Source organism: Hyphomonadaceae bacterium ML37, from assembly GCA_027627685.1.
Taxonomy (GTDB): domain Bacteria; phylum Pseudomonadota; class Alphaproteobacteria; order Caulobacterales; family Maricaulaceae; genus Oceanicaulis.
The window spans coordinates 767,380-793,696 of sequence record CP091241.1; the positions used below are offsets into that span (position 1 = coordinate 767,380).

The 26,317-nt window shown below is 66.4% G+C and carries 25 protein-coding genes; 15 read left to right on the forward strand and 10 right to left on the reverse strand.

The window, feature by feature from the left end; translation table 11 throughout:
• The first annotated feature begins 7 nt into the window (after nucleotides 1–7).
• Genes gspG through L2D01_03895 form a run of 8 tightly spaced genes read left to right on the forward strand, consistent with a single transcriptional unit; the run spans nucleotide 8 to nucleotide 4,774 of the window.
• Nucleotides 8–448: a type II secretion system major pseudopilin GspG gene (gene gspG, locus L2D01_03860; GenBank protein WBQ10921.1), complete on the forward strand. Its 441-nt coding sequence runs from the start codon at nucleotides 8–10 to the stop codon at nucleotides 446–448.
• A complete protein-coding gene (locus L2D01_03865) occupies nucleotides 420–902 on the forward strand; it encodes a prepilin-type N-terminal cleavage/methylation domain-containing protein (GenBank protein WBQ10922.1) in 483 nt (160 codons plus the stop codon). Before gspG ends, L2D01_03865 begins: the two co-directional genes overlap by 29 nt.
• The gene (locus L2D01_03870) at nucleotides 877–1,248 is read left to right on the forward strand and encodes a prepilin-type N-terminal cleavage/methylation domain-containing protein (protein ID WBQ10923.1); all 372 of its coding nucleotides are present in this window, start codon (nucleotides 877–879) and stop codon (nucleotides 1,246–1,248) included. The genes L2D01_03865 and L2D01_03870 overlap by 26 nt, the downstream gene beginning before the upstream one ends.
• Complete coding sequence (locus tag L2D01_03875; GenBank protein ID WBQ10924.1) at nucleotides 1,245–1,925, forward strand: hypothetical protein; 681 nt, start codon at nucleotides 1,245–1,247, stop codon at nucleotides 1,923–1,925. Before L2D01_03870 ends, L2D01_03875 begins: the two co-directional genes overlap by 4 nt.
• Nucleotides 1,922–2,791 carry a general secretion pathway protein GspK gene (locus L2D01_03880; protein WBQ10925.1) on the forward strand — a complete coding sequence of 290 codons (870 nt, stop codon included), beginning with the start codon at nucleotides 1,922–1,924 and terminating at the stop codon, nucleotides 2,789–2,791. Before L2D01_03875 ends, L2D01_03880 begins: the two co-directional genes overlap by 4 nt.
• Nucleotides 2,788–3,810 carry a PilN domain-containing protein gene (locus L2D01_03885; protein WBQ10926.1) on the forward strand — a complete coding sequence of 341 codons (1,023 nt, stop codon included), beginning with the start codon at nucleotides 2,788–2,790 and terminating at the stop codon, nucleotides 3,808–3,810. Before L2D01_03880 ends, L2D01_03885 begins: the two co-directional genes overlap by 4 nt.
• On the forward strand, nucleotides 3,807–4,292 hold the full coding sequence (locus L2D01_03890; GenBank protein WBQ10927.1) for a type II secretion system protein M: 486 nt from the start codon (nucleotides 3,807–3,809) through the stop codon (nucleotides 4,290–4,292). Before L2D01_03885 ends, L2D01_03890 begins: the two co-directional genes overlap by 4 nt.
• Nucleotides 4,289–4,774 carry a hypothetical protein gene (locus tag L2D01_03895; protein WBQ10928.1) on the forward strand — a complete coding sequence of 162 codons (486 nt, stop codon included), beginning with the start codon at nucleotides 4,289–4,291 and terminating at the stop codon, nucleotides 4,772–4,774. Before L2D01_03890 ends, L2D01_03895 begins: the two co-directional genes overlap by 4 nt.
• A 116-nt stretch (nucleotides 4,775–4,890) precedes the next feature.
• On the opposite strand, the gene L2D01_03900 is transcribed toward L2D01_03895, so the two are convergent.
• Together L2D01_03900 and L2D01_03905 are read right to left on the reverse strand one after the other, a co-directional pair.
• Nucleotides 4,891–5,580 (reverse strand): hypothetical protein, encoded by a 690-nt coding sequence (locus L2D01_03900; protein ID WBQ10929.1) that lies wholly within the window; start codon nucleotides 5,578–5,580, stop codon nucleotides 4,891–4,893.
• Nucleotides 5,581–5,835: 255 nt separating this feature from the next.
• Entirely contained in the window at nucleotides 5,836–9,315 is a 3,480-nt protein-coding gene (locus L2D01_03905; GenBank protein ID WBQ10930.1) for a S8 family serine peptidase, read from the reverse strand.
• 213 nt (nucleotides 9,316–9,528) lie between these two features.
• Between L2D01_03905 and L2D01_03910 the strand changes: the two genes are divergently transcribed.
• From L2D01_03910 to L2D01_03920, 3 genes are all read left to right on the forward strand, one after another.
• Nucleotides 9,529–10,485 (forward strand): glycosyltransferase family 9 protein, encoded by a 957-nt coding sequence (locus L2D01_03910; GenBank protein ID WBQ10931.1) that lies wholly within the window; start codon nucleotides 9,529–9,531, stop codon nucleotides 10,483–10,485.
• 223 nt (nucleotides 10,486–10,708) lie between these two features.
• Nucleotides 10,709–11,572, forward strand: coding sequence for a glucose-1-phosphate thymidylyltransferase RfbA (gene rfbA, locus L2D01_03915; protein ID WBQ10932.1), 864 nt, complete (start codon nucleotides 10,709–10,711; stop codon nucleotides 11,570–11,572).
• A 51-nt stretch (nucleotides 11,573–11,623) separates the two neighbouring features.
• Nucleotides 11,624–12,403, forward strand: a complete 780-nt coding sequence (locus L2D01_03920) for a class I SAM-dependent methyltransferase (GenBank protein WBQ10933.1) — start codon at nucleotides 11,624–11,626, stop codon at nucleotides 12,401–12,403.
• Nucleotides 12,404–12,420: 17 nt separating this feature from the next.
• On the opposite strand, the gene L2D01_03925 is transcribed toward L2D01_03920, so the two are convergent.
• From L2D01_03925 to L2D01_03945, 5 genes are read right to left on the reverse strand one after another with little or no spacing between them, the layout of a single operon-like run.
• On the reverse strand, nucleotides 12,421–13,365 hold the full coding sequence (locus L2D01_03925; protein ID WBQ10934.1) for a formylglycine-generating enzyme family protein: 945 nt from the start codon (nucleotides 13,363–13,365) through the stop codon (nucleotides 12,421–12,423).
• A gap of 2 nt (nucleotides 13,366–13,367) precedes the next feature.
• Nucleotides 13,368–14,648, reverse strand: a complete 1,281-nt coding sequence (locus tag L2D01_03930; protein WBQ10935.1) for a DsbA family protein — start codon at nucleotides 14,646–14,648, stop codon at nucleotides 13,368–13,370.
• On the reverse strand, nucleotides 14,645–15,304 hold the full coding sequence (locus L2D01_03935) for a glutathione S-transferase N-terminal domain-containing protein (GenBank protein WBQ10936.1): 660 nt from the start codon (nucleotides 15,302–15,304) through the stop codon (nucleotides 14,645–14,647). Before L2D01_03935 ends, L2D01_03930 begins: the two co-directional genes overlap by 4 nt.
• A 4-nt stretch (nucleotides 15,305–15,308) precedes the next feature.
• On the reverse strand, nucleotides 15,309–16,343 hold the full coding sequence (locus tag L2D01_03940) for a glutathione S-transferase C-terminal domain-containing protein (protein ID WBQ10937.1): 1,035 nt from the start codon (nucleotides 16,341–16,343) through the stop codon (nucleotides 15,309–15,311).
• A 24-nt stretch (nucleotides 16,344–16,367) separates the two neighbouring features.
• Nucleotides 16,368–17,045 (reverse strand): TetR/AcrR family transcriptional regulator, encoded by a 678-nt coding sequence (locus tag L2D01_03945; protein ID WBQ10938.1) that lies wholly within the window; start codon nucleotides 17,043–17,045, stop codon nucleotides 16,368–16,370.
• Between the two features lie 133 nt (nucleotides 17,046–17,178).
• On the opposite strand from L2D01_03945, the gene L2D01_03950 reads away from it, so the two are divergent.
• Complete coding sequence (locus tag L2D01_03950) at nucleotides 17,179–18,840, forward strand: sulfatase-like hydrolase/transferase (protein WBQ10939.1); 1,662 nt, start codon at nucleotides 17,179–17,181, stop codon at nucleotides 18,838–18,840.
• Nucleotides 18,821–20,626, forward strand: coding sequence for a sulfatase-like hydrolase/transferase (locus L2D01_03955; protein WBQ10940.1), 1,806 nt, complete (start codon nucleotides 18,821–18,823; stop codon nucleotides 20,624–20,626). The genes L2D01_03950 and L2D01_03955 overlap by 20 nt, the downstream gene beginning before the upstream one ends.
• Before the next feature lie 28 nt (nucleotides 20,627–20,654).
• Here L2D01_03955 and L2D01_03960 read toward each other — a convergent pair whose 3' ends face one another.
• Nucleotides 20,655–21,857, reverse strand: coding sequence for an NAD(P)/FAD-dependent oxidoreductase (locus L2D01_03960; GenBank protein WBQ10941.1), 1,203 nt, complete (start codon nucleotides 21,855–21,857; stop codon nucleotides 20,655–20,657).
• Nucleotides 21,858–22,119: 262 nt separating this feature from the next.
• Here L2D01_03960 and L2D01_03965 point away from each other — a divergent pair, with 262 nt between their 5' ends.
• Nucleotides 22,120–23,394: a PRC-barrel domain-containing protein gene (locus L2D01_03965; protein WBQ10942.1), complete on the forward strand. Its 1,275-nt coding sequence runs from the start codon at nucleotides 22,120–22,122 to the stop codon at nucleotides 23,392–23,394.
• Nucleotides 23,395–23,591: 197 nt separating this feature from the next.
• Here the strand turns inward: L2D01_03965 and L2D01_03970 are convergent, their stop codons facing one another.
• Together L2D01_03970 and L2D01_03975 are read right to left on the reverse strand one after the other, a co-directional pair.
• Nucleotides 23,592–23,954, reverse strand: a complete 363-nt coding sequence (locus tag L2D01_03970; protein ID WBQ10943.1) for a PRC-barrel domain-containing protein — start codon at nucleotides 23,952–23,954, stop codon at nucleotides 23,592–23,594.
• Between the two features lie 224 nt (nucleotides 23,955–24,178).
• A complete protein-coding gene (locus L2D01_03975) occupies nucleotides 24,179–24,757 on the reverse strand; it encodes a sigma-70 family RNA polymerase sigma factor (protein ID WBQ10944.1) in 579 nt (192 codons plus the stop codon).
• A 201-nt stretch (nucleotides 24,758–24,958) separates the two neighbouring features.
• Here L2D01_03975 and L2D01_03980 point away from each other — a divergent pair, with 201 nt between their 5' ends.
• Nucleotides 24,959–26,269, forward strand: coding sequence for an AarF/ABC1/UbiB kinase family protein (locus tag L2D01_03980; GenBank protein ID WBQ10945.1), 1,311 nt, complete (start codon nucleotides 24,959–24,961; stop codon nucleotides 26,267–26,269).
• Nucleotides 26,270–26,317: the final 48 nt, after the last annotated feature.

Below are 26,317 nucleotides of genomic sequence, written 5' to 3' on the forward strand. Positions count from 1 at the left end.
AGCCGACATGAACAAGCATCATCGCCGGCGCGCCCGGCGCGCACGAGCCGGCTTCACGCTGACCGAGCTTATGGTTGTGTTGCTTATCCTGGCGCTCCTGATCGCCCTGGTGACGCCCAACATCATTCGCTATGTCGGCCGCGCCCGGGTCCAGGCCGCCGAGGCGCAGATGGCCAATTTCGCCAGCGCCCTGGAAATGTACCGCCTGGAGGTCGGGCAATATCCCAACGCCGCCGCCGGACTGGGGGCGCTGATTTCCGCTCCGTCGGATGCGCGTAACTGGGCCGGACCATATCTTCCCGGCGGGCGCATTCCGGATGATCCTTGGGGGAACCCCTATGTTTACGAGCGCGCCTCGATGGACTGCTTCGTCATCCGCTCCTACGGGCGCGACGGCGTCGCTGGCGGAACGGGAGAAGATGAAGATATCGCGCGCAGCGCCTGCTAGGGAGCACCGCCGCAGCGGCTATACCCTGATCGAGCTGACGGTGGTGCTGGCGATTGTCGCGCTCATCGTCGCGCTGGTCGCGCCCAGACTTTTCATGCCGTCCAGCGCGGCCGAGATACGCAAGGCGGCATCAATGATCGACACCGCGGCGCGTATGGCCCGGGCCGACGCGCGCATGAGCGGCCGTGACGCCCTCGTAATCATCGATCTGGACGCGCACACCGTAGAAGTCGCCCCGCGCGGACAGGTCAGGGCCTTGCCTGGCGCCGTCGAAATCGAGGCCCGGGTCGCCGATTCAGAACTGGTTGGCAGGCGGGCAGCGGTGCGGTTCCTGCCGGACGGCGGCGCCACCGGCGGCCGTTTCGACATCGAGCACGGGCGCATGCGCGGCTCGGTGAATGTCGACTGGATCACCGGAAAGGTTGGACATGCGCCCGCTGAGCAGACGCAATAGGTCCGGCTTCACGCTGGTTGAAGCGCTGGTGGCGATGCTCGTCGCGGCGGCCGGATTCGTGGCCATCTATCAGATCTATGCCAATGCCGCGCGCAGCGAGCGCGCCGCCACCGAGGTGGCTCAGGGCGTGCGTCTGGCCGAAGCGTTGCTGGCGCAGGTCCAGCTCGCCGCCGGAGACGCTCAAGACGGAGAGACCGATGGCTGGCGCTGGCGGGTCCATGCATCGCCGGCTCCGGCTCCCTATGAGCGCCAACTGCTGAACCTGGAGGCCGAGGTGCTGGCGCCATCGGGACGCCGGATTTCACTGGCCGTGGAGCGCGCCGCCACCACGCAGGCGCCGCAATGATAAAAGCGCATCCTGGCTCAACGCGTGCGGGCCTGACACTGGCCGAGCTGCTGGTTGCGCTGTTTGTCAGCGCGCTTGCTCTGGGCATCTGCGCTGAGGGCGTGCGCCGGGCGCTCACGATGCATGGCGCCATTGAACGTGGCCGTATTGAGCGCGAGGCGGTTTCCGCCGGGCTGGGCGCGGCGCGCGAGCGGCTGGAGCGGGCTGTGCCGTTGACGGGGCCAGGCCCGGCAGCTGATTCATCGCGTCTGGCGCTGTTTCATGGCGTGGCTGATGGGCTGATTTTTGTCGCGGCGGACCCGGGCTATCCATCCACCGCCGGGCTGTATGAGTACCGCATCACCGTTGAGTCCGCCGACGGGCTGCTGACGCTCACCCTGACGCGCCGTCCTCTGCTCGATGTGGCCGGGTTCAACGAAGACGGCAGCGATCGCGAGACCTGGCCGCTGGCCGTCATCCATTCAGCGGCCCGCTTTGCGTACGCCGGACCGGATCTCGCCTGGCGTGAGGAATGGCGTGATGAGCCGGTTCTGCCGGCTCTTGTGCGGATTACCATGGACGGCTCGATCATGATCGCCCGCCTGCCGGCCGCCCCCTCGCAGCCGGAGCCTGCGCCCGCCGAGGCCGGTGACGCTGAACAGCCGCCGCCGCCACCCGAAGCGGAGGGGCCGCAATGACCGCGCGGCGCGGCGTCATCCTGGTGGCGATTGTCGCCCTGCTGGGCGGACTGTCCGTGGTTGCAGCGCTGGCCGCGATGGCGGGGCAGGTGTCGTTGCGCGGCTCGCTGGCCGATCATGAGCAGGCGCGGCTGCGTCTGGCGCTGGAAAGCGCAGCGGCGCGTGCGGCTGTCGGCCTGACGCTTGAAGATGACGCCGCTCGCTGGGTCCCTGACGGACGGGCCTACACGGTCCGGATCGACGATGTAGACGTGACAGTCCGGGTCATCGCCGAGACCGGCCGGTTTGATCTCAATCAGGGCGATCCCGGCGTGTTACAGGCCTTGCTGGTTCGGCTCGGGGTCGAGTTTCGCCAGGCGTCTCGCGTGGCTCAGGGGCTCCAGGCGTGGCGCACGCCATCGCTCGACACCGTTGCGCGCTTTGATCCCGCCTATGCCGCCGCCGGCCTCGCGCAGCCCGGCCGCCGGCCTCTGCTGGCGCCAGAGGAATTCCGCCGCATTATCGGCGTGGACGGAGCGCTCTACGAGGCTGCCCGTCCTTATCTGACTGTGATTGGCGCCCCGGCGCCCGAGCCGGCCTTCGCGCCGCCCGAACTGCTGCTGGCCCTCGATCTGCCTGTGTCCCGGACGCGGCAAATTCTGGCGGCGCGGCGCGGGGGCGGCGGGCTCGCCAGCCAAGGCGAGACGCCGGTGACCGGGGGGCAAGTGGCTGTGTTCGCAGAGGCGCGGGCGCCGTCGGGCGCCGCCATGGCCCGGGAAATCGGGCTTGCCTTGATGGGAGCGAACGGGGAGTTTCAGATAACCTGGCGCAGGCCCATGAAGTTGGGCGAGGCCGGGGGCGTTCTGGAGGCGGATGCAGACCTATGACGACGCTGGGGACCCCATTGGCCTCGATGCTGTCCGCCTGGCGGGAGGATGTGGATTCGGCGGCCTTCGCCATGCCGCGGGTTCGCACGGTCCTTGAACGGCGGTGGCGCATCTTGCGGGTCGAAGTCGGCGGCATGCGCTATCTCGATACGCACGGCGCTGAGGCGGAAATCCCCAATGACCTGCCGGACAGCGAAGCGCGGGCGCACATCGCAGCCCTGTCCCGGTCCGGGCCCCTTGTCCTTCGCTTCGCCCAGCCGCTCGGATTTCGTACGGTGACGAAGTTCCCCGTCGCCGCAGCCTCGCATCTCGACGCCGCCGCCCGCCTGGCCTTGCCGCGCCTGTCGCCGCTGCCGCCTGCCAATGTGGTGCTGGCCATCGAACATCATCAGTCCGACCCCGACAACGAAAACTGGTTGCAGGTGCAATTGGCCATCGTGCGCAAGGATGTGCTTGAAACCTCGCTCCAACGCGCAGCTTCGCTGGGATTGGCTCCGGTTGCCACCGATCTGGAGGGCGCCGCGCCGCTTGGGGCGCCCAATTATGATTTGCGGACAGGCAAAAGAGGCGCGGGCGGCCACCGGTCCGTGTTCCGTTGGGCCATGGGGATCGCCGCGCTGGCCTTGATCGTGTCGGCGGCAGGCTGGGCGGATACGGCTCTGCGCCTGCAGCCGCAGCTGGATGAGCGGCGAGGCAGTCTGATCGCCGGCCCTGTCTCCGAGGCGGCCAATGCGCAGGCGCAGGTCAAGGCGTCAGCCGGATCGGCGACCGCGGCGATTGCCGACCTGTCGCGCCGCCTGCCCGACGGCGCCTATCTGACCGCGCTCGACTATCGCGATGGCGTATTGCGGATCAACGGCTTCGCCGCCGACGCGGCGGCGGCGTTGCGGGCGCTGGATGCATCGCCGGAGTTTGACGGCGCCGCCTTTGCCGGCGCCACGGTGCGCGACGATGGCAATGGGCTGGAGCGGTTCGAGATCGTCCTGTCTCATCGGCCCGGCGACGGAGCAGAATCATGACCCCTGCAACGCGCCGGATGCTATCCGTCACCGCCTGCGCGGTGATCGTGGTGGCCGCACTGGGTTCAGCCGGGGCTACGGCGGGCGCCTGGATGGGGACGAGGGCGGCGCTTTCGGCGACCGAACAACGTGCTCAATCAGCCGCATCGGCCGACCCGTCCCGTTTTCTCGCCAGCGGCGCAACGCGGGCCGAGGCCAGCGCGGAGCTCCAGGACCGGCTGGCCGTGGCCGCCCGGTCGGCAGGCGCATCGCTGACGCGGGTGCGGTTCTCCGCCGAGGACGCCGGCGAGCCGATCCGCATTTCGCTGGAGGTTGAAGCCGAAGGGGGGCTGGGCGAACTGGCGCGCTTTATCCACGCCGTAGAGGCGGCGCCTCCTGCGGTGGGCGTCACACGTATGCGGCTGGCCTCATCGGGTGAGGGGGGCCGGCTCGTCCTCACCGCTCAGGTGGAAGCACGCCGATACCCGCAGGTTTCGCCATGAATCGCCGCCAGGTCATTCTGTTCGGCGTTGCAGGCTTGCTCGCCGTGCTCGTCGCTCTGGACTATGCGCGGCGGTCGTACTGGGAGCAGCCGGAGCAGCCGGCTGTTTCGTCGCGCGTCGACGGCGCCCCGGTGGCTGACGCCGGCCCGTTTCTTCCAGACTTTGAGGCCTTTGATGTGATCGATCAGCGTCCGCTGTTTGCGGCGTCGCGCCGTCCGCCGCCCCGGACCCTGCAAGAGCCGTCCATGCCTGCGCCGGTGATGCGTGCGCAGGACGATGTCCGTCCGTCCTTCCTGATTTCCGGTGTGATCTCCGGTCCCGATGGCCTGACGGTGGTGCTGGTGCGCGAAGGGGGCGAAAGCCGCCGCATTTATGCCGGCGAAACCTTCAATGGCTGGCGGATCGACAGCGTGAATGCAGACAGTGTGATCGTGACCCAAGGCAATTCGCGATGGCGCTTGCCGGTGGGGCAAAGCGATTAAGGCGCAGTCGACGCGCTCGTCGAGCCTGTTTGTATTCAGACAGGGCTTCAGGCCTGGCTGGCCGCCCTGGCAGGGGTCTTCAGTTCCAACCCCCTCCGGCGCAGGAAGGGCGGCAGTCAGCCTTCGCTGGACTGGCTTTCGTGCTGGCGCAGGGCGTTCACAAGCGCCCTGAGATCGGCCTGCGCGCGTCGGGTTGCTTCAGCCATTTGTGCGTCTGATGCCGCTTCGGGCTGGGCCGCGTCGCCAGCGGGGCCGCGGTCAGGCGCTGCCGCCCCGGCCGCACCGCCGGTGGCGGATACAGGCGCCCCCGCGCCACGATCCTGCGTGTCGTCCTGCTCTGCGAACAGATAGGGCTGGACCTGATTTTGGAGCATGGCCGCCAGACGGGCCGTGTCTTCAGGCGAGGCCTCGAACGAGTCGGCGAGGCGCTGGGGCTCGGGCCGCTGGCTCGGGGTGGGGTCCGCGCCCATGCGGCCGGACAGAAGCACCAGGCGTTGACCGGACGTGTCCGCTGCGGCCGTCTCGTCATAGACGAGCACGTAGTCACGATCACGCAGCAGGGCCTGCAGCACGTGTTCCAAGGAGCCTTCAAGAGCGACATTGAAGACCCGCTCGCTCGCAAACCGCTCCGCGCCTGTGAGCGTGAAACCGGCCTGAGCGCCCAACCCATGCAGGACGTCACCCAGGCGCTGATCGTCTGCAGACACGCGCCAGACGCCGTCAGCCTGCTCAATGCGGATATCGTCATGGGCCGGCGCAGCCGCCAGCAGCAGCACCACACCGGCAGTCGCGATTGAATTGAGCATGTGCAAGTCCCTCGACTGGATCTGCAGGGAGCCAAAGCCCGCAAGCAGATACGTGACTGACCAAATTCGGCGCCCGTTGAGTATGGACGCTTATCCTGAACGAACCGGCGCGAGCGGCCAAGCCTGTGGCCATGTCCCGCCGTTCCGCCTGTCGTCCGTCTGACCGTTGCGCGTCCGCGGAGACCAGCACAACCCTTGGCCACGGGCTTCGGGTTGTGCTGACACGCGAGACGCTGGCCGCGTCAGTCGGAAAAGTTACTCCGACGTACGGACCGCGACGCTTGAGCCACCGACGAGGACGCCGCTGCCACCCGTATCGACGAAGCGGACCTCGATCCGGTTTGTGGCCGGGGCGAAAGCGATGGCCTGACCCTGGCCTTCGACCCGGATAGAGAAGGTTCGGATCGCATTTTGATCGAAGGGCGCAGTCACGCTGGCCGTTCTGGGCGAGAGGCAGACGCCCGTGTCCGGATTGGTTTCGCAGATCGACAGGTTCACCGGAAGGCCGTTAACAGTGGCTTCCGGCGAGACCTGAACCGCGGTCGACGGCGCCCCGATATTGATCGCGGAAACCGCAAACGCCGTCGCGCCACCGGCAGGCAGCACAGAGACGCCGGGTTGGCTGCCAATGGTCGCGGCAACCGAGATCAGATCGGGGACTTCATCAGCGGCAGATGTCAGCACCATGGTGTTGACGCCTTCGACCGTGAGAGCCGGCGCGATATTGGCGCAGGTGAACACCGGGGCAAACACTTCGCCATTGAAGGTCACGCCCGGATCGAAAGCGAATACAAAGCTTCTTGCGGCGCCCGGAGCGATCGGCACCTCAGGATCATTTGGACCAACCGGTTCGTTTGTCGACGGGTTTGTCTCGCGATAGGTGAACAGGCCAGGGAAGCCTGACGGAGGCGCAATAAGACAGTCGACGCCTGCATGATTGGCGCTCGCCGGATTGATGATGGTGGCGAAAGCCGTCGCCTGGTCTCCAATACGAATGGATCTTGCATTTGGGAGCACGGCGGCGCGCAGGCGGTGGTTTTCGACCGCGTCCAGCATGAAGTTGGCCCGGAGCATGCCCTGGGCTCCGTCAAATGCGACGAAGTAGGTCTGCCCGGCCTGGCCCTCGAAACGCACCACTGCCGGTGGGTGCGGTGACATGTCGGTAGCGGAGAAATCCTCCTCAGACGCATCGGAAACCACTTCTGTCAGATTGCCCGGGGCGCCTGAATACACGGCTATCCGCGTGGGTATCTGAGACCCGGTCGTGTCAATCACGGCGCTGGAGTTGATCTCGAAGTTCAGGCGGAACCACACGGACGCAAATGCGGCCGAGCCGGCGTGAGCCGGTTCGCCCGATTCCGCTGTGGCGCCGATAGTGGTCCAAAGCGACGATCCGCCGAGCGGGTCGTCAGCGCTGATCACCACCTCGACCGCGTCAGCAATGTTATCATTCGCCGGTGCGCTCATCTGGAGGAGGTTCAGAACGGCATTGCCAGTGTCCCCGTTATACCCGTCCACAGCGATGGCATAGGTTTCACCTGCCTCGGCGGTGAACTGGACGCAGCTAAACAAACCAGAACCCGCATCCGGACAGTCGTCATTCTGTGCGACCATCGTCAGACCGCCCACGTCTGAGCCTGTATAGACGGCAAGCGTGGTGTCAAAATCATTGTCGGCGACCTGGTCTCGCGCTGTATCCACGCGGATCGTCCCGTCTGCAGGCGCGCGCCAGCTCCACCAGACCGACGCTCCGCCCGCATTGTTTGCGTGATTGGGCTCGCCTGGTTCCTTGCTGGCGCCTTCATTACTGAATGACGTCTGCACCATCAGCCCGCTCAGGTGGAAAGCGTTTTCGAAGTCATCATTCGGAACAGGCGGGGGAGGCGGAGCCGTGACGGTCACGTACGCGGCGCGCGAAGTCGTGTCGCCTCCACCGGTGGTGAAGTTAATATTGCCGAAATACTCGCCTGCGGAGCCAAAGGCTGCTGCGTTCACGGACACTTGCACCGTGGTGGTAGCGCCGGGCGCCAGGCTGCCATTCGCGGTCAGGGCCGCATCCAGTCCGGATGCGGATGCGGGCGCCGGGCTGGTGAACTGCAGGAAGGCCGCATCGCTGCTGACGGTCCAGTTCAGGGTCGAACCGCCATTATTGCGAAGGGTGTATGTCCGGGTCCCGAAACTTCCTGGTTCATCCAACGCGCCTTCAGTTACGAAGAAGTCTGTCGGCGTCACGCCCATCACCCCGGCGTTCCCGCCGCCTTCCAGCATCTGGGCGGCCAGATCGACCCGGATCCGCGGTTGGGTGATGTTGTTGCTCGGGTTGGTCACCGGCGTGCCGGTCGCCTGCAGGGCGGCCAGCGCGTCGCCCACTGAGGCGCTAGGGAAGGCGTCGAACAGGAGCGCGAAGGCGCCCGCGGCATGCGGCGCGGCCATGGACGTCCCGGAGGCGCGCGTGGCGCGCGCCTCGCCGGAATCGTTGATGCTGTGGGTCGCCGCATCAATCGATTGCCCCGGCGCCAGCAAGGCGACCAGAGGCGACGAATTGGAGAAACTGGACAGGCTGTCGGTCTTGGTCGTCGACCCTGTTGCGATCGCCCCCGGGATACAGGCCGGCGCGCCGATGGAGTCGGAGAAACCGTCATTGCCAGATGCGATCACAGTCGCGACCCCGGCGTCTCTGAGATTATTGATCACGGTCGCTCGCGAGTCGCCCGGACAAGCGTCATAGAAGCGGCCGCCACCCAGGCTCATATTGATGACCCGCAGGTTCAGCGCGACGTGATTGGAGAACAGCCATTCCAGCGCCGAGACCTGGCTGGAGGTGAAAGACCGGGTGCAGGGCGGGGTCGTGGAGCCGCAAATGTCTGCATCGTCGAAACGTGTAAACACCTGCACGGCGATGATGTCGGAGTCGGGCGCCATGCCGGTCAGGTTTAGGCCGGGGGCGTTCGAGGCTTCGAATGTGGCGCCAGACGCGATGCCAGCCACGTGAGTGCCGTGGAAGCAGCCTGCGGCGCCTTCGCCCGGCGCATCAGCCTCGTTCTCGCAATTGTCACCCGCATCGACGCTTTCGGTGTCAATCGGACCGCCATTCGGGCAGAAGCTCGTTGCGTTCTGGCCGGCACTGGTGACCGAAAAGCAGACCGAGCCCGTGATGCGGTCGGCGAAGGCGGGGTGCTGGTGATCCACGCCTGTATCGAGAATCGCGACCCCGACCCCTGTGCCTGTCGTGCCGGCGTTGTGCAAAACCGTAGCGCCTGTCAGGGGCAGAGATTCCGCCATGATCGGATCAGACAGCTCGTCTTCGATGATGCGGGCCACGCGCGGAGACGCGGCAAGGCGTTCGATCTCTTCGCGGTTGAGGACCATCGCCGCGCCGGGTGTCATCACGAAACCAGGGTTGCCGTCATATCCCGGCAGGATGCGGGGCGCGTCGGAGCCGTCGGCATTCTTGGCCAGATCGGATGCAGAGACGCCGAAGGTCTCGCGTATCGCCTCATCACGAAATTGCGCCAGGTCGCCGATCTCATCTTCGTAGCGCGCCAGATTGCCATCAATCATCGGCGGCATGGAAAAGTCGAACATCACGATCACGTGGATCCGCTCGCCTCGTTCAAGCCGGCTCTCGGTCTGTTCAGAAAGTTCGATCGGCGCAGCAAGTGCGCTGCCAATCGACAGCACTGAAGCAATGAGGGCCAGTATGGCTGCACGGACAAACCCACGTGATGAGGTCATGACGCACCTTCGCTAAGTTGTTTTCGGAAGATTCCCCTAGTGTGCGGCAGTGCTACCGCGCGCCCAGGGCAATTGAAAGGAGAAACGAATGCGCATGCCGGATATCGGCGCGTCCAGAGACAGCGCGCGCAGCCCGGGAGCGCAGGTTGGCGAGCCTGGCTGCTGTGCCTCAGCCTTCTGGGCAACCGCAACGCTTTCGACTATGCCACCGGCATGGAGAGCATCCTGTTCATCACAGGCGCAAGACTGGATCACGCGGTATTCAATTCCGGCGTGCTGGACCACCTGGTGCGCACCCGCCCTGAAGCCCGCTTCACCCTTGTCTGCGGCCCGCAGGCGCAGGGGCTGATGGCGCAGACGCCGCGGCTGGAACGGCTGATTGTCGTGCGGCCGCGCCCTTTCGGGCTTCATGCGCCAGGCCTGTTGCGCCGTGTCATGTTTCGCCATTGGGATCTGATGGTGGACCTTGCGAGGTTACCTCTGACCCGCATGATTCCGGCCCGGCAGGTTGAAAGGCGGCGCGCCAGCAAAATTGTCGCGCACGCCGTGCGCGAGGCCGCCGGCGTGCTGCATCTGGAGCCTCCGCCCGCCCCGCGCCTCTACATACCGGGAGGCGCCCACGATAGCGCCGATGCACGGCTTCCACCCGGCGTCCCGATTCTGGGGGTGTCTCTGGCCGCGCGATATCCTGCCGCGGCCTGGCCCGAAGACCGGTTTGCCGAGCTGGCCCGGCGGCTGACTTCGCCCGGCGGGCCTATGGACGGCGCTGTGATCGCCGTGTTTGGCCCCTCCGGCTGCGATCACGATCGGGCGCCCATGCTGCAGACGCTGAAGGAAGGCGGCGCACTTGACCTGACGGATATGACGAACCTCAGCGAGATCGCCGCCTGCATGGCGCGCCTGCGCCTCTTCATCGGCAATGATTGCGGACCGCTGCATGTAGCGGCGGCTATGGGTGCGCCGGCGCTTGGCCTGTTCGGGCCGACCGACGAGCTGCGCCGCGGGCCGTTCGGGCTCGATTGTGCTGCGGTGCGCGGCCCAGCCGGCCATCTGGAGATCACAAGCGGTGTCAAATCCTGGCGGCGGCGCCCCAAGAGTTTGATGACGGATCTGACGGTGGACGCCGTCGCGGAAGCCGCCGCGCGCCTGCTGGCCAGAACCGGGCGCTGATTTGAGGACCAGTCCTCCGCTGAACGCTGCTGACCACAAGGGCACAGGTGACGCGGCATGGCATTTGCCGCGCGTAACCAGGCCCGGAGGCGGTGGACGTTCGGCTGCAGCGCCCGGCGCCGTGCCCTTGCAGGCCTGCGTACAGGTAAGCTAAGGGGTCTGGCGGGTTCCAGAGCGGCTGAATGCTGCACAATCTCAGCGGCTGCAGTCGAAGGGGACGGGCTTGAAAGGCATCATTCTGGCGGGCGGCAACGGCACTCGGCTGCAGCCCATGACGCTGGCGACCTCCAAGCAGCTATTGCCGGTCTACGACAAGCCCATGATCTATTACCCGCTGTCCACGCTGATGCTGGCGGGCCTGCGCGAGATCCTCATAATCACGACTCCGGAAGATCAGTCGGCATTCCGCAGGCTGCTGAGCGATGGCGGCCAGTGGGGGATTTCGATCACCTACGCCGTCCAAGCCGAGCCGCGAGGCCTGGCTGAAGCTTTCATCATCGGGCGCGACTTCATCGGGTCCGACAGTGTTTGCCTGGTCCTCGGGGACAATATTTTCTACGGGGACGGCCTTGAGGCCATGCTCACCGAGGCGGTCAGGCGTACATCGGGCGCGACGGTCTTCGGCTACCGGGTTCACGATCCTGAACGATATGGCGTGGTGGAGTTTGATGAGGCCGGCAATGCCGTGTCCATTGAAGAAAAGCCCAAACGGCCCAAATCGCATTACGCGGTCACCGGGCTGTATTTCTACGACAATAGTGTTGTCGACATCGCGGCGTCAGTCAGCCCCTCTGGGCGAGGGGAGCTGGAAGTCACCAGCATCAACCAGACCTATCTTGAGCGCGGCGCCCTCACGGTGCAGCGGCTGGGCCGCGGCTTTGCGTGGCTGGATACCGGGACGCCCGATGCGCTGATTGATGCGGCACAGTTTGTGGCCACGCTCGAAGCGCGCCAAGGCTTGCAGATCGCCTGCCTTGAGGAGATCGCCTTCAGGAAACAGTGGATTGACGAACGCCAACTCGCGGACGCAGCCAAGCGGCTGGGCAAATCCAAATACGGAAGATACCTCAAAGGCCTGATTGCCTGATCCGCGGCTGCCGCGCCAACGGGCTGCAGAGCCAGATGACATGGAGTGTTCATGCCGGCGCCGGAAGACTCGACATGTCCGGTATGCGGCTGCCGCGAGACGGTGGTCCTCCAGAAAGAACTAAACATATCCTGCGCCGACTATTTCGAAGGCGCGCGCCTCTACAAGGAAGACGCCGGCCAAACCCCGCTGGCCCAGTGCGGCGGGTGTGGTTTTGCGCGCTTTCCTGAGATGCACGCCTGGCCGCCGGAGACGTTTCAGGCGCGCATTTACAATGAGGATTATCAACGCTGCGATCCGCCATTTGAAGACGAGCGGCCGGCAAGACTCGCCCGCTGGCTGGCGCCTCATTTTCAGGGCAGACGGCTGATCGACTATGGCGGCGGCAACGGACGAACGGCTCAAAGGCTGCGCGATCAAGGTGTTGAGGCTGTATCCTTTGATCCCTTCTATGGGGATGAGACCCTGCCGCACTGGCGGGCCGATGGGGTCACCGCGTTCGAAGTCGTCGAACACGTGCCTGATCAACGGGCATTGTTTACGGCCATGCTGGACCTGCTGAAGCCGGGCGGGATCCTGATCTTCTCCACCCTCCTGCAGCCGCCCAGCCTTGCGCCGGACTGGTGGTACGCCTCTGCGCGCAACGGCCACATCTCGTTCCACACAACGGCCAGCCTCACCAGAACGCTGCAAGACGCAGGCGCGGCGCTCATGTCGATCTCGGACGAAATTCATCTCGCCGCCCGGGACGCCAAAGCTCTGAACCGATGGCGGGAGATGACCCCGATCGCGGTGAGCGGAACGCCGCCTCACGCGGTCCTCGACACCTAGATCTCCGCCGGCCCGGCCTATTCCTGCGGCGGTCCGCGCCAGACTGTGCGAAAGCCCAGATGCTCGGTCGAGAAAGTTTCGTCGCCGGGTTGGCGCGCCGCAGGGCGATAGCGGTGGCAATAGGTGTCCGAACACAGGAAGGACCCGCCCTTGATCACGCGAAAGCCATCGCGCTCCCACGTGCTGCTGGTCCATTCCCAGACATTGCCCGCCATGTCGTACAGGCCGAAATCATTGGGCGGGTAGCAGCCCACGGGCGCCAGTCCGGTGAAGCCGTCTGCGCCGCTGTTCTCGAACGGAAATGCGCCCTGCCAGTGATTGGCGCGGAAGTCTCCGCCGGGGCGGGTCTCGTCGCCCCAGACATAGGCCGCGCCCTCCAGCCCGCCGCGGGCCGCGCGCTCCCATTCGGATTCATTGGGCAGATCGTGGCCGCGCCAGCGCGCATAGGCCAGCGCATCTTCATAAGCGATCTGCACCACCGGAAAGGCGCTGCGCCCATCGATCGAGCTTCCGGGGCCGGTGGGCTGGCGCCAATTGGCCTCGGGCTCATAGCGCCACCAGGCGCGGATATCCGACCAGTCGCGCACCTGCACCCCCGGTCCGAACACCGCGCCGCCGCCCGTAAGGGGCCCGGCGCGCTCGGCCAGCGTGACATAGCCGGTGGCCGCCACAAACGCCATGAACTCACCATTGGTCACCGCATGGGCGGCGATCCAGAACCCGTCCACAGCAACCGTGCGCACCGGGCGCTCTTCGGGGTAGAAGTCCTGCGAACCCAGCACCACCTCGCCCGGCGCGATCCAGACCATGCCGTCTTGCGGCGCGTCCGGGTCCGGCCTCGCGATTTCGAGGCAGGCGCGCGGCGCTTCGGTTTCAGGCGCGCCGCAGGCGGCGAGCGCGATGAGCATCGTGGCCCAACAGGCCGCCGTGTACAGGCGCGCGCGTGCGTGGCCTCGCTGCATGGTCAGGCGCCCTTGGCCGCGCCGTGCGCCGCCTGCAGATCGGCCTCCACCGCCCACAGCCTGTCCTGGCCCCAATGGGCAGGCCGGTCGTTGACCTGGAAGGCGGGCACGCCCCAGATTCCGAGCGCCAGCATCGCTTCGCGATTGGCTTCAGCCTGCGTGCGCCATGCGTCATCGCTCAAACCTGCCCGCACGTCGGCAGGGGTCAGGCCAGCCTGCGCGCCCAGATGATCAAGGCCGCGCGCCGTACCGGCATCGATCCCGTCGGCGAACACGCCCTTCAGGAAGGCGCGCGCAAAATCCGGTCCGCGTCCGAGTGTTATGGCGTGAAACAAGACCGCCAGACCCCGCTCGGCAGGGCGTCCCACCGGGTCGGCAATGCGTCCGAAGGGCAGGCCCAGCCGCTCGGCCTCGCGCTTGGTGTCGCGCACGATGTAGAGGCGCTTGGCGCGCGGCACGGGCAGGCCGCGCATCACCATGGGCAGGACCGGCCGCAGGTGCAGATCGGCGTTGTACGCCTCCGCCAGCGCCGTCAGGCGGTCCATGGCGAGCCATGTGTAAGGGCTGCGCAGCGACACGAAGGCATCCAGACGCGGGCGCGTGGACAGGGCCTGTCTTGAAGGGGGGATTAGGCCGGCTTCGAGGCGCGGAAAGAAGGGCGTGTCTTCCACGCCTGCAATCCTGGCGAGGCGTGCCTCGAGATACCCCAGCCGGTCCGGCCCCCAATACCATTCGCCCTCGAAATGGAAGGTCGCACCGAGATAATGGCCCAGGCGCTGTCGCTCCGCCGCGCCGCGCGCGAGCGTAGCCTCCGCGTCGCCCGACGTACCGTGCAGGGCAGACGATGTACCCCACGCGTGTTCGATTGAACCCGCAGCGGACGTGAAAGCATGCGGGTCCACTATTCCAGCCAGAGCGCCCTCGGCGGCGCGAATCCGGTCCTGCGTCAGGGCGGTGGCGGGCGGTGGCGCCAGGCGCAGACCGGCGGCCAGCGTTTGCGCATCGCGCAAGGACCAGGCCTGCAGGCGTTGGCGATCAGGCGCTGCGGCGGCGTCAGGTGGTGGAACCAGATACGGGCGCACGGTGACGCCGTAGCAATCGGCCAGATGGCCCAGCGCGCGCGCCGCCAGCCATGAATACGGGTCATCGCATTGATGGAAATAGCGCACCACAGGCCTCGCCCCGGACAGGCGCCGGCGCAGGCCGGACAGCCCGCGTTGCGCCGCGCGCAGGCGGCGGCTTGCGATCAGGGCCGGGATCAGGCTGCGCGCAGAGGGCTTCATGTCACCATCTTGCGTCCGGCGCTGGCGAGTTTGGAGAGGTCTGGCAGGGGTGGGATGCCGAGGCCTTTCAGCACGGCCGGGCGCTGCTCCAGGCGCGACTTCCAGTCATTCAGCGCGTCCAGCCCGTCGAGCGGCACGCCGGCCCAAAAGTGAGCAAATACCCAGGGAAAACAGGCGATGTCGGCGACCGAATACTCATCCCCCGCCAGATAGGGCGTCTCTTTCAGGCGCGCGTCCATCACCTCGTAAAGCCGGCGTGTCTCGCCCTGGTAGCGCTGGATCGCCAGTTCGATCTTTTCAGGCAGGTAGCGGAAGAACACGTTGGCCTGGCCCTGCATCGGCCCCAGCCCGCCCACCTGCCAGAACAGCCACTGGATGGCGCGCCAGCGCCCGTCCTCATCAGAGGCGATCAGCCGGCCGGTCTTCTCGGCGAGATACAAGAGGATCGCCCCGGATTCGAACACCGCCCGGCCGCCAGCCTCGTGGTCGATAATGGCCGGAATCCGTCCGTTGGGATTGATCTTCAGATAGTCAGCGGCCTTCTGGCCGCCTGCCTGCAGATCCAGCACATGAACAGTATAGGGCAGGCCAAGCTCCTCCAAAGCAATGGAGATTTTCCAGCCATTGGGCGTGGGCGCGGTATAGAGATCGATCATGGTCTCAGTCCTCATAAGCGGTGAGCAGGCCGCGATCCGACAAAGCCTGACGGGCGGCGTCGCCGTCTGATGGCGTCATGGCGGCGATCTCGGCCAGCAGCGCCTGCCGGCTTTGCTCGGCGCCCTTGCGCGCCAGCATGCGCACCTCCTGATCATAGGCGGTGAACACTACCCATTTCTCGTCCGCCTGCACCGCTTTGCGATTGGCGGGTAGGAAATGACCATACCCCTCCCGCATCAGCGCAAACAGCGGCTCAAGGCTGGCGGGGATGGCGTCGTCGGCCAGCCAGGTCTCGTCCCCGCACTGGCGCTCCCAGCTGGTCTCGGTCCAGGTCAGCAGGCCCGGCGCGTGGCTGGCAACAAAGTCGCGGGCCAGGCTGTCCGTGGCGAAATGGGCTTTCATGGCGCCCAGCAGGCTCAGATCGGCCAGGCTCAGACGGTCTCCGAACAGGGCGGGCATTTGGGCGAAGTGCGCCTCCAGTGCTTTGATGAAGCGGGCGAACTCGCCTCGGATTGCGTCCTGATGCTCTGCTCCGGCGGCCATGACGCCCATGGCCTTGCGGCCCCAGGGCAGCACCATGCCGGCGACCGCATCGACCATGGCCTGCTCCTCGGCGTTCGGGCTCCGGCCTTTGGGTGCGCCGGCCATGTCATGGCTGATCATCTGTGCGGCTTCGTGCGCCGCGGCGTCGTCGATCCAGCGCAGGTGCAGGGCGGCGCGCACGAACCACTCGTCGATCCAGTCGTCCAGCACGCGGCACAGAATGCGCTGGACCGGGCTGCGCGGGATCACGCTCTGGCCGGGAAAGCGCATGTCCAGCAGCTGGGTGATGTAGGTGGAATCGTGGATCACCCAGCCTTCAGGCGTCTCCACCACCGGCATGAGATGGGTGCCGGCGCGCGCTTCCAAACGATCACGCACGTCCGGTGATTTCTGCAGCGCCTGATGCGGCACGCGCATATAGCGCATCGCCGCCTCCACCATGCGTGTGTAGTAGGACGGATCGCAGCCGTAGATCCGATAGTTGCCAGGCAGCATGGCAGGCCTCTTGTGTCTTGAGCTTCAGCTTTGGCGCAGCACGCCGTGCTTGAGGATGGCGATGAGGGTGTCGGCGTAAGCGTCGGCGATATCTGGATCGGCCATGTCCATGCCTGCCAGCGCACGCGAATTGGCGCTTTGCGCGAACGGGCCCAGCGCGGCGTTGGTCGACAGGATGAAGGCGAAATGCGCGTCGATGCCCGCGGCCCGATTTTCCCGGGTCAGCTGGTGAAAAGGCTCCAGCGCGAAGGCGTAGGCCGGGCGCAGATGCTTTTCGACAATCCACTCATAGCGCGGGCCGCCGGCGATCCCAGCCTGCATAACGAAACCGGCCAGGTGGGGTATCCGCGCTGCTGTCCGCACGGTGGCGCGGACCTGGGCGTCCAGCCGGGCGACGGCATCGTTGAGATCGACCTCGGCGATGGCTTCCGCCATGGCCGCGTGCACCTGTCCGAATAGGAAGTCGGCCGCCGCCTCCCACAGCGCATCCTTGCTGCCGAAATAATGCCGGATCAATCCGTGGGCGAGCGCGGCCTCGTCGGCGATCGCGCGCAGCGAGGCGCCGTCGAAGCCGGCCCGGGCGAAATGCGCCGAAGCGACCTGCAGCAGCGCCTGACGCTGATTATCCCCGTCCGCATCAAGCTTCGCCGGACGCCCGGGGCGGCGGGCCGGGTCCTGGCTGGAGGCTGCTATGGCGGACATGGGGGGTTCCCAATTGCGGGTGGACAGCGCCGCGTGTTTAATTATACATTCGTATAATAACAAGTCCGCCGATCCTGACAAGCCCGCAGGCAAACGTCTCAGGACAAGCGTGGGCAGACGGGGAGGACAAGGGATGCGAATCGGACCGCTTGGACCGGGGAGCCTTGCAGCGCTTGCGGTTATCCTTGGCATAGGCGTTGGCGGTTGGCTGGCGTTTGACCGTTATGGTGACCGCATTCCCGGCCTTGTGCAGGACTGGCAGGACCCGATCGGCCCGCACCGGGAGATGGTCTGGGAGGCCGGTCCCGAGACCGCCGGGGATCGGGGGGACAGGCCGAACATCATCCTCATTGTCGCGGACGATCTGGGCTGGAATGACATTACGCTGCATGGCGGCGTGGCTGGCGGGACTGTCCCCACCCCCAATATCGACCGGCTGGCGCGTGAAGGCGTGCAGCTAACCCATGCCTATGCAGCCAGCGGCACGTGCGCGCCTTCGCGCGCGGCGCTGATGACGGGCCGCTACCCCACACGCTTCGGGTTTGAGTTCACCCCCATGCCCGCCGCCATGCCGATCATCATCGGGCGGGCCCAGCGCCGGCAGCCCCATGATCCGCCCTTCCATTTCCCGGACCGGGAGCAGCCCCTGCCTGATTTTGCCGAAATGGGGTTGCCGGCCAGTGAGATAGCTTTGCCCTCATTGCTGGCGCAGGGCGGATATCACTCGGTCCTGCTCGGCAAATGGCATCTGGGCGGCGCTAACGGCTCCGACCCGATTTCCCATGGTTTTGACGAGAGCCTGGAGCTGGCCGGTCTGTTGTATGCGCCCGCCGGGGATGAGCGCGTTGTCGAGGCGCGCCAGGCGTTTGACCCCATCGACACGGTGTATTGGGCCGCCGGCCGGGCGGCGGTGAGGGAAGGAACCGGGCCGCGTTTCGAGCCGGATATCTACCTCACCGACTATTTCACCCGCGAGGCGGTGAGAGTCATCGAGACCAACCGCAACCGCCCGCTTTTCCTTTACCTGGCCCACTGGGCGCCCCACTCGCCTCTTCAGGCGTCGGTGGAGGATTACGAGGCTCTGGCGCATATCGACGATCACCCGCTGCGGGTTTATGGCGCCATGATCCGGGCCCTCGACCGCAGTGTGGGAGAAGTCCTCGACGCGCTGGAGGCGCAGGGGCTGGCTGACAACACCCTCGTCATTTTCACATCCGACAATGGCGGGGCCCACTATATCGGCCTGCCCGATATCAACCGGCCGTATCGCGGCTGGAAGGCGACCTTCTTTGATGGCGGGGTGCGGGTCCCGACTTTCGTGCGCTGGCCGGGGGTGATCGAGCCCGGCGGCGAGATGGAGGGACTGGCCCAGCATGTCGACATCTTGCCAACGCTGGCGGCTGTCGCCGGGGTGCGCATCCCGCAGGACCGGGTCATGGACGGGCGCGATCTGACGCCCTTCCTGACGGGCGCCGAAACGGGCTCGCCGCGCGACACCCTGTTCTGGCGCAGCGGGCACTACCGCGCGGTCATCCATCAGGGCTGGAAGCTGCAGATTGCGGGCCGGCCCGATCAGGTCTGGCTGTTCGATCTGGAGCGCGATCCGGGCGAGCAGAACAATCTGGCTGATCGCGAGCCGGAGCGCGCCGCCATGCTGCGCGCGATGCTGGACGCCCATGAGGCCGAACAGGCCGAGCCGCTCTGGCCCTCCATCGTGGAAATGCCGGTCAATATCGACAGGCCGCTGGGACGGCCGCGCGAGGAGGAGGACGAGCATGTCTACTGGCCCAACTGATCGCTGGCGGGCGACGGCGCTCGCCGCCGCCTTTGCGCTCCTCGCTGCGCCCGCCTTTGCGCAAGACCTGATGGATGATCCCGATCAGGTTCAAGAGGCCGTGCGGCCGAACTTCCTGATCGTGATCCTGGACGATATCGGTTTCACCGATCTGGGCGCCTATGGAAGCGAGATGCGCACGCCGCATATCGATGCGCAGGCGGAGCGGGGGCTGATGTTCTCCGGTTTCCGGGTCGGGCCGACTTGTGCGCCCTCGCGCGCCATGCTGATGACCGGCGTGGACAGCCACCGCACCGGCGTGCCGACGCTGGAGCATCTCATGCTGCCCGAGCAGCTGGGCCAGCCTGGCCATGAAGGCGAGCTGAACCTGCGCGTCGCCACCATTGCAGAGCATTTGTCGGCGGCGGGCTATGCCAGCCTGATCACCGGCAAATGGCATCTGGGGCGGTCGCCGACCAGCCTGCCGTCGGCGCGCGGATTTCACCGCAGCTTCATTCTGGATTCGTCCGGCGCCGACAATTGGGAGCACCAGACCTATCTGCCCCACTACACCCACGCCGAATGGTGGGAGGATGACGCGCCGGTGGAGAGCCTGCCGGAGGATTTCTATTCCTCGGCTTTTCTCGTGGACCGAATGATCGACTATCTCGATGAGGTCGCGCCCGATCAGCCATTCCTCTCGGTTCTCTCGTTTCAGGCCAATCATATTCCACTGCAGGCGCCGCGCGAATACGTGGAGCGCTATGACGGCGTCTATGACGCGGGGTGGGAGGCGCTGGCCGCCGAGCGCCACGCCGCCGCCATTGCACTGGGGCTCGTCCCTGTCGATGCGCCCATGGCGGCCATGCCCGAGGGTCTGAGGCGCTGGGAGGATCTGTCAGCGCGTGAACGCAGGCTGAGCGCCATGAGCCGTCAGGTCGCCGCCGGCATGCTGGAGGCGGCGGACCATCATTTCGGGCGGCTGGTGGAGCGCCTGCGCGAAACCGGGCGCTATGACGATACGGTGATCATCATCCTGTCCGACAACGGGGCCGAGTTTAATGATCCGGGGCGCAGCCGCGCCTTTTTTGGCTGGCTCGCCACCCAGGGCTATTCGCGTGACCCCGAGCGGCTGGGCGAGCGCGGGACCTATACATGGATCGGGCCGGAATGGGCGGCGGCGTCCACCTCGCCCCTGTCCATGTTCAAATTCCACGCCGCCGAGGGCGGGGTGCGCGTGCCCCTGATCATAGCCGGTCCGGGCGTCGGCGAAGGCGGGATCGCGCCGGCCTTCTCCAACGTCACCGATATCGCGCCCACTCTGCTCGATCTGGCGGGCGCGAACCCGGTGGAAGGGCGCGAACCCTTCGCCGGGCGCAGCCTGGCGCCGCTCCTGTCCGGCGCGGCGGACCGCATTTACGGCCCGGAGGAAGCTATCGGCTTGGAGATGTCAGGCCAGTCAGCCCTGTACCGGGGCGATTACAAGCTCACCCGCAGCCTGCCGCCCTATGGCGACCGGCGATGGCGGCTGTTCAACCTGGCTGTTGATCCGGGTGAAACGCGTGATCTGTCGGCTGAACAGCCCGAGCTGATGGCCGAGCTGATGGCCGCCTATCAGGCCTATGAACAGCGCGTCGGCGTGCTGCCGGTGCCAGCAGACTATAACGCCCAGCGCCGCCTCGACATGCTGGGCTGGCGCGCCTTCTATATCAATAATGCGCTGGCGATCTGGCTGGTGGGCCTGGTCTTGCTGGGATTGATCGGGGGCGGGGTGATGATGGTGCGGCGGGGGAGGCGGGGGCGTTGAGGCGGGCGTCTGCCGGCGTCCCGCGCCCTCAAGCCTGCGCCGCCGCATAGGCGCTCGCCCAGGCCCACTGGAAATTATAGCCGCCGAGCCAGCCGGTCACGTCGACGCACTCGCCGATGAAGTAGAGCCCCGGCACGCGCCGGCTCTCCATGGTTTTTGATGACAGGCCGTCCGTGTCGACGCCGCCCACGGTGACCTCTGCGGTCCGCCAGCCTTCGGTGCCTGACGGTTTGATGGTCCAGTGCGACAGATGGGCCGTCAGGGCGTCAATCGCGCCATGGGACAGATCAGCCATGCGCGGCGTGGCCGGAACATCGCCGCGGGCTTCGAGCAAGGCCACCAGGCGGGCCGGCAAAAGCGTCTCCATCGCGCTGGCCAGAGATTTTTTCGGGTGCTGCGCCTTGAAGGTGGTCAGGGCTGCGCCTGCCTGAAGCCCGGCCAGCAGGTCCAGTGTCACGGGTTCGCCGGCCGTCCAGTAGGACGAGATCTGCAGGATGGCCGGGCCGGACAGGCCGCGATGGGTGAACAGCATCGCTTCCTCGAACGCGGCGCGGTCATTGCGGGCCTGAACCTGGCAGGCGAGGCCGGAGATGGAGGCGAAATCCTCCTTGTCGCGGCCTTCAAACACGAAGGGGACGAGCGCCGGGCGCGGGTCAATGATGGCGTGTCCGAATTGGCGCGCCACATCATAGGCAAACCCCGTCGCGCCCATTTTCGGAATGGACAGCCCGCCGCTGGCGATCACCAGGCGCGCCGCATCAACGACGCCGCCCGATGTGGTGACGCGGAAGCCAGCTTTGGTCTTCGCGATGTCCTGGACGGACGTGTTGAGGCGCAGTGCTCCGCCGGCATTGCGCAGATCGCCGAGCAGCATGTCGATAATGGCGCCCGACCGGCCATCGCAGAACAGCTGGCCCAGCGTCTTCTCGTGCCAGGTGATGGCGTGGCGGGCGAGCTGATCGATGAAGTCCTGGGGGGTGTAGCGCGCCAGGGCGGATTTGGCGAAATGCGGGTTGGCGCTGATGAAATTCTGAGGCGCGGTGTGGATGTTGGTGAAATTGCACCGCCCACCGCCGGAGATGCGCACCTTCTCGGCCGGCTTTGCGGCATGATCCACGACCAGCACCCGCAATCCCGCCTCGCCCGCGCGCGCGCCATAGAACAGCCCCGCCGCGCCGGCCCCAATGACCAGCGCGTCGTATGAAGTGTGTGTGTCCTGGTTTGGCGGCATGACGCACGCTGTCGGGCGTGGCGCGCGATGCGTCAAGGGCGATGTGCGTCCCGGACTCACCCCTCGGCAGCGCTCTGTCGTCTTGATGCCTCGATCGCGACCAAGAGCGCTTGCAAATATAAATTGTCCACGGATGATCGTGTTTATATCGCGTTATCAAAACTGCAAAAATATTTGCTGATTCGGAACCTTACTTCCCGCTCCGGGTTGTTAGTCGAGTGTTCTTGAAAACAGGACGCACGAAAAACAGATGGAGACACCCATGAAGAAGCTTTTGCTCAGCACCGCCCTTGCAGCGGTCACCACGTTCGGCATGACCGCGCACGCCAGCGCGTTCCAGACCCAGGCGCAAACTCAAGCGCAGGCTGAAACCCGCGCGGCCGCCCAGTCCAACTCCAGCACGTCCGTGCCGGCCTTCCTGTCCAGCTCGTTCACGGGCATGTCGGTCTATAATCTCGACACGGACACTGACAGCGCCACAGCGCTGCGTAACCGCAATGCGGATTCGGCGTCAGCGCAGAACACCTCGCGTTGGACTCGTTCGGACACGTTCAGCTCCGATCGCGATGATTGGAATGACATTGGTCAGATCAAAGACATCGTCATGACCCAGGACGGCGAGATTCACGGCATCCTCGTCGATGTGGGCGGCTTTCTCGGCCTCGGTGCGCACACCGTGCTGGTCGATATCGACGAGCTGTATTTCGTTTCCGACAGCGATGAGACCGATGAGCTCGAAGACTTCTTCGTCGTGATCTCCATGACGCAGGACGAGCTTGAAATCCTGCCGGAATGGAATGACGACCTGCTGCGCGCCGGCTTCGGTACGCGCATTGGCAATGCCCAGGGCAGTGACGCCATGGAATCGGGTTCATCCACCACCCATCGCACCTCCATGACGCCGGCGCAGACCCAGTCCACCCGCGCGCCGACCACCACGACGGCCGGACTGACTGAAGGCAATAACGCCCGTGACGACGCGGACGAAGCCCGCGCCGACGCCCGCGCTGAGGTCACCGCGTCCCGCGCCGAGCGCAGCGCCTCTCCGAGCAATCGGTCCGAGGCTGAAGCCGAAGCGGTCGCGGAGCGCAATGAGCGCACGAACGGCCAGGCCGAAGCCGCTGAAGCGCGTGCGGAACGCGCCGCCGCCCAGGCCGAGACGGCGGCAGCCCGCGAAGAGGCCGCCCGCGCTGATCGCGCGACACGCGATGCAGAGCGTTCGGCTGCTGTGTTCTCCGACGAGTACGAGATGCTCGGCGCCGAAGAGCGCACGGTGGATCGTCTTATGGGCGCGGACGTGTTCGACAATGCCGGCAACAAGGTCGGTTCGGTCAAGGACGTGGTCATCGGCGGCGACGACGATGTGCTCAGCCTGCTGGTTGATGTCGGCGGGTTCCTCGGGATGGGCGCGCACACCGTGAACCTGCCTATCAACGACGCCGAGATCGGTTGGAGCCAGAGCAATGACGACGTGCGGGTGCAGGTCGAAATGACCCGTTCGCAGCTCGAAGCCATGCCGGCCCACGAAGAAGACTAGTCTGTCTGCAGACTGAACGGTCGAGGGGTCCGCGCGAGCGGGCCCCTTTGTTTTTGGGTGATGGCGATTGCGCTGCAGCCAGACGCCCAGGGCGCGCGGACACGGGCCGCGTCCAGCTCAGGGAGACATGATCCTGACCCACGAAAAAGGCCGCACAATCGCTTGTGCGGCCTCGTCTCGTTTAGTACCGGCTCAGGCTATTTCGCGTCGTGGTGCGGCATCGCCTTGAGCTGCTCTTTGGTGGCGTCCAGGTGGACGCGTACATCGTCGCCGTCGGTCTTGCGAAGGACGGTGAGCTGGCCGAACGGCAGCTGGACGGAGTGGGCGCCCATTCCGAGGAAGCCGCCGACATCGATGACGGCGTGGGTGATCTTGCCGTCCGGGCTGACCTTCAGATCGGTGATCGATCCGATGGAATTGTCGGTGCGGTCATAGACTTTCGCACTTTCAATGTCGGACGCGGTGAGAGCATGGACCTCGGCCCGGTGATAACCATCGCGGGCGAACCCGAAGGCGCCGCCGTGATCATGTCCGTGCGGCGTGTTGGCTGGATGTGTCATGAAAAGTCTCCTTGATCCCGGGGGGCGGGATGGTTGCGCAGGCGCCTCCTGCAGGGTCGTGACCGGATCAGCGAGCGGCGTCGCCGCGGCCGGGGGGGCATTTCGCGGCTGGAACCGCTTCGGGCATGATCCGGTCACTCAAAAGGAACGCCGCAATGCAATGGGCGTTCCCAAGCAAACACGGTGATTTGTGTCCGCGGCGCCGGCCGGCGGCGGCGTCGATGTCAGCGCGCGCGGCGCGGCGCCATGTGAGGCGGCAACAGCGCGCCCAGAGACGCGCGGGCCCTCGAAACCCGGCTCTTGATGGTGCCGATGGCGCAGCCGAGGCGGATGGCCGCCTCTTCCTGGCTGAACCCGGTGGCGCCCACCAGTGTCAGCGCCTGACGCTGGCTTTCGGGCAAGGCGGTCATGGCCGTCATGAGCTGCGACAGGGCCACCGCGTGATCCTGCGATGGCGGCTGCGACAGTCTTGCGGTCAGATGGCCGTCCGCATCCTCGACCTCGCGCCGGCGCTTGCGCACATCGCTGAGGAAGGTGTTGCGCAGAATGGTGTGAAGCCAGGCGCGCAGATTGGTGCCCGGCGTGTAGCGGGCCCGGTTGGCCCAGGCCTTGGTCAGGGTCTCCTGCACCAGGTCCTGCGCCCGATGCCAGTCGCGCGTCAGCCGGATCGCATGACGGCGCAGCTCGGGCGTTTCGATCCGGAGCTGGTCGTGGAACGGGTGCGTCCCGGCTTGGCAGGCGGCGGGCTGCGGGGCGTGAACGAGGGCACGCGGCTCTACCGAAACGGCAGTGTCGTGGGTCATGGGTCCACTCTCTTCCTGAGGCTGAATGTCAGGCTAGCGTGGCGCACGCCGGTGGCCGCTAACCTCGATCAGGCGGCCTTTGCACAGGGTGGAGACCGGGCTTGTTCGCACCGGGAGAGGCGCCTGTGACCGCGCGGCCCGTGACCTTCGCCCCGCGCGACCTACAACCTGTTGCCGGGCCGTCGGGTCAGGGAGCGCGTCATGGCCGAGAACACACCGCGCGGCGTCGCCACGCCGTCAGGACGCATCAGCCGCACCGCGCGGGTGGCGGGTCTGGGCGTAGAGCTGGCCGGGCGGGCGCTGATCGCCGGGGCCGGGGCGCTGGCGCGCGGCGAGGCGCTGGCGCCGCGCGATCTGGTGCTGACGCCCGGCAACCTCAATCGCCTGGCCGACGAGCTGGCGCGCCTGCGCGGCGCGGCGATGAAGGCCGGACAGCTGGTGTCCATGGATTATGGGGCGGTGCTGGCGCCCGAGCTCGCCGCCCCGCTGGCCCGATTGCAGGAGAACGGTCCGCCCATGCCGCCACGCCAGTTGCGCCGCGTGCTCGACCGGGCCTGGGGGCCTGGCTGGATGGCGAGATTCGAGCGCTTCGAGACCCGTCCCGCCGCGTCGGCCTCCATCGGTCAGGTCCACAGGGCGCGTCTGCGCAGCGGGCGTGAGCTCGCGGTGAAGGTCCAGTTTGAAGGCGTGCGCGACAGTATCGACGTTGATCTGGACACGCTGGCCTTCATGGTGCGCCGCTCAGGCATGCTGCCCAGCGGCGCCGACATCGATCCCTTCCTCGACGGCGTTCGCGCGCGCCTGCACCGTGAGGCCGACTATGTCAGCGAGGCGACGAGCCTGAAGGCCTATGCGCGTGCGCTGGGCGATGATCGCGACTTCATCATGCCGGGCGTAGTGGACGCACTCAGCGGCGAGACCGTGCTGGCCATGGACTGGATTGCAGGCGGGCCGCTGTCCACGCTGGACGGCGCGCCCCAGCCGGTGCGCGACCGGGCGGCCCAGGCGCTGATCAGCCTGACCGTGCGCGAGGTGTTCGCGTTCGGCCTCATCCAGTCCGATCCCAACCCGGCCAATTTCCGCTTCCGTGAGGACGGCCGCATCGCCCTCCTGGACTTTGGCGCGACAGAAACCGTGACGCCGCAGCGCGCTGGCGGCTTGCGGGCGGTGTTGCGGGCGGGGCTCGCGGGCGATGACGCGGCGCTGGGCGAGGCGCTCCTGCAAGCGGGCGCCATCAGCGATAGCCAGCCGCCGCAGATTCGCGCCCGCGCCATTGACGCCGCGCGCCTCGCCCTGGAACCGCTGGGAGGCGGCGCCCCGTTCGATTTCGCCGGCGCGGGACTGGTGGACCGCCTGCGCGAGGAAGGCGCCGCGCTTCAGGCCGCCGGCTTCAACCACACCCCGCCGGTGGATCTGGCTTATATCCAGCGCAAGGTGGCGGGCGTGTATCTCATCGCCGCGAGGCTGCGGGCGAAGCTGGCGCTGAGGCCGCTGGTGGCGGACTGGCTGTAGGGCGTCCACTGGACGGCGCGGCGGCGATAAGCGAGGTTGAGGTGTCAA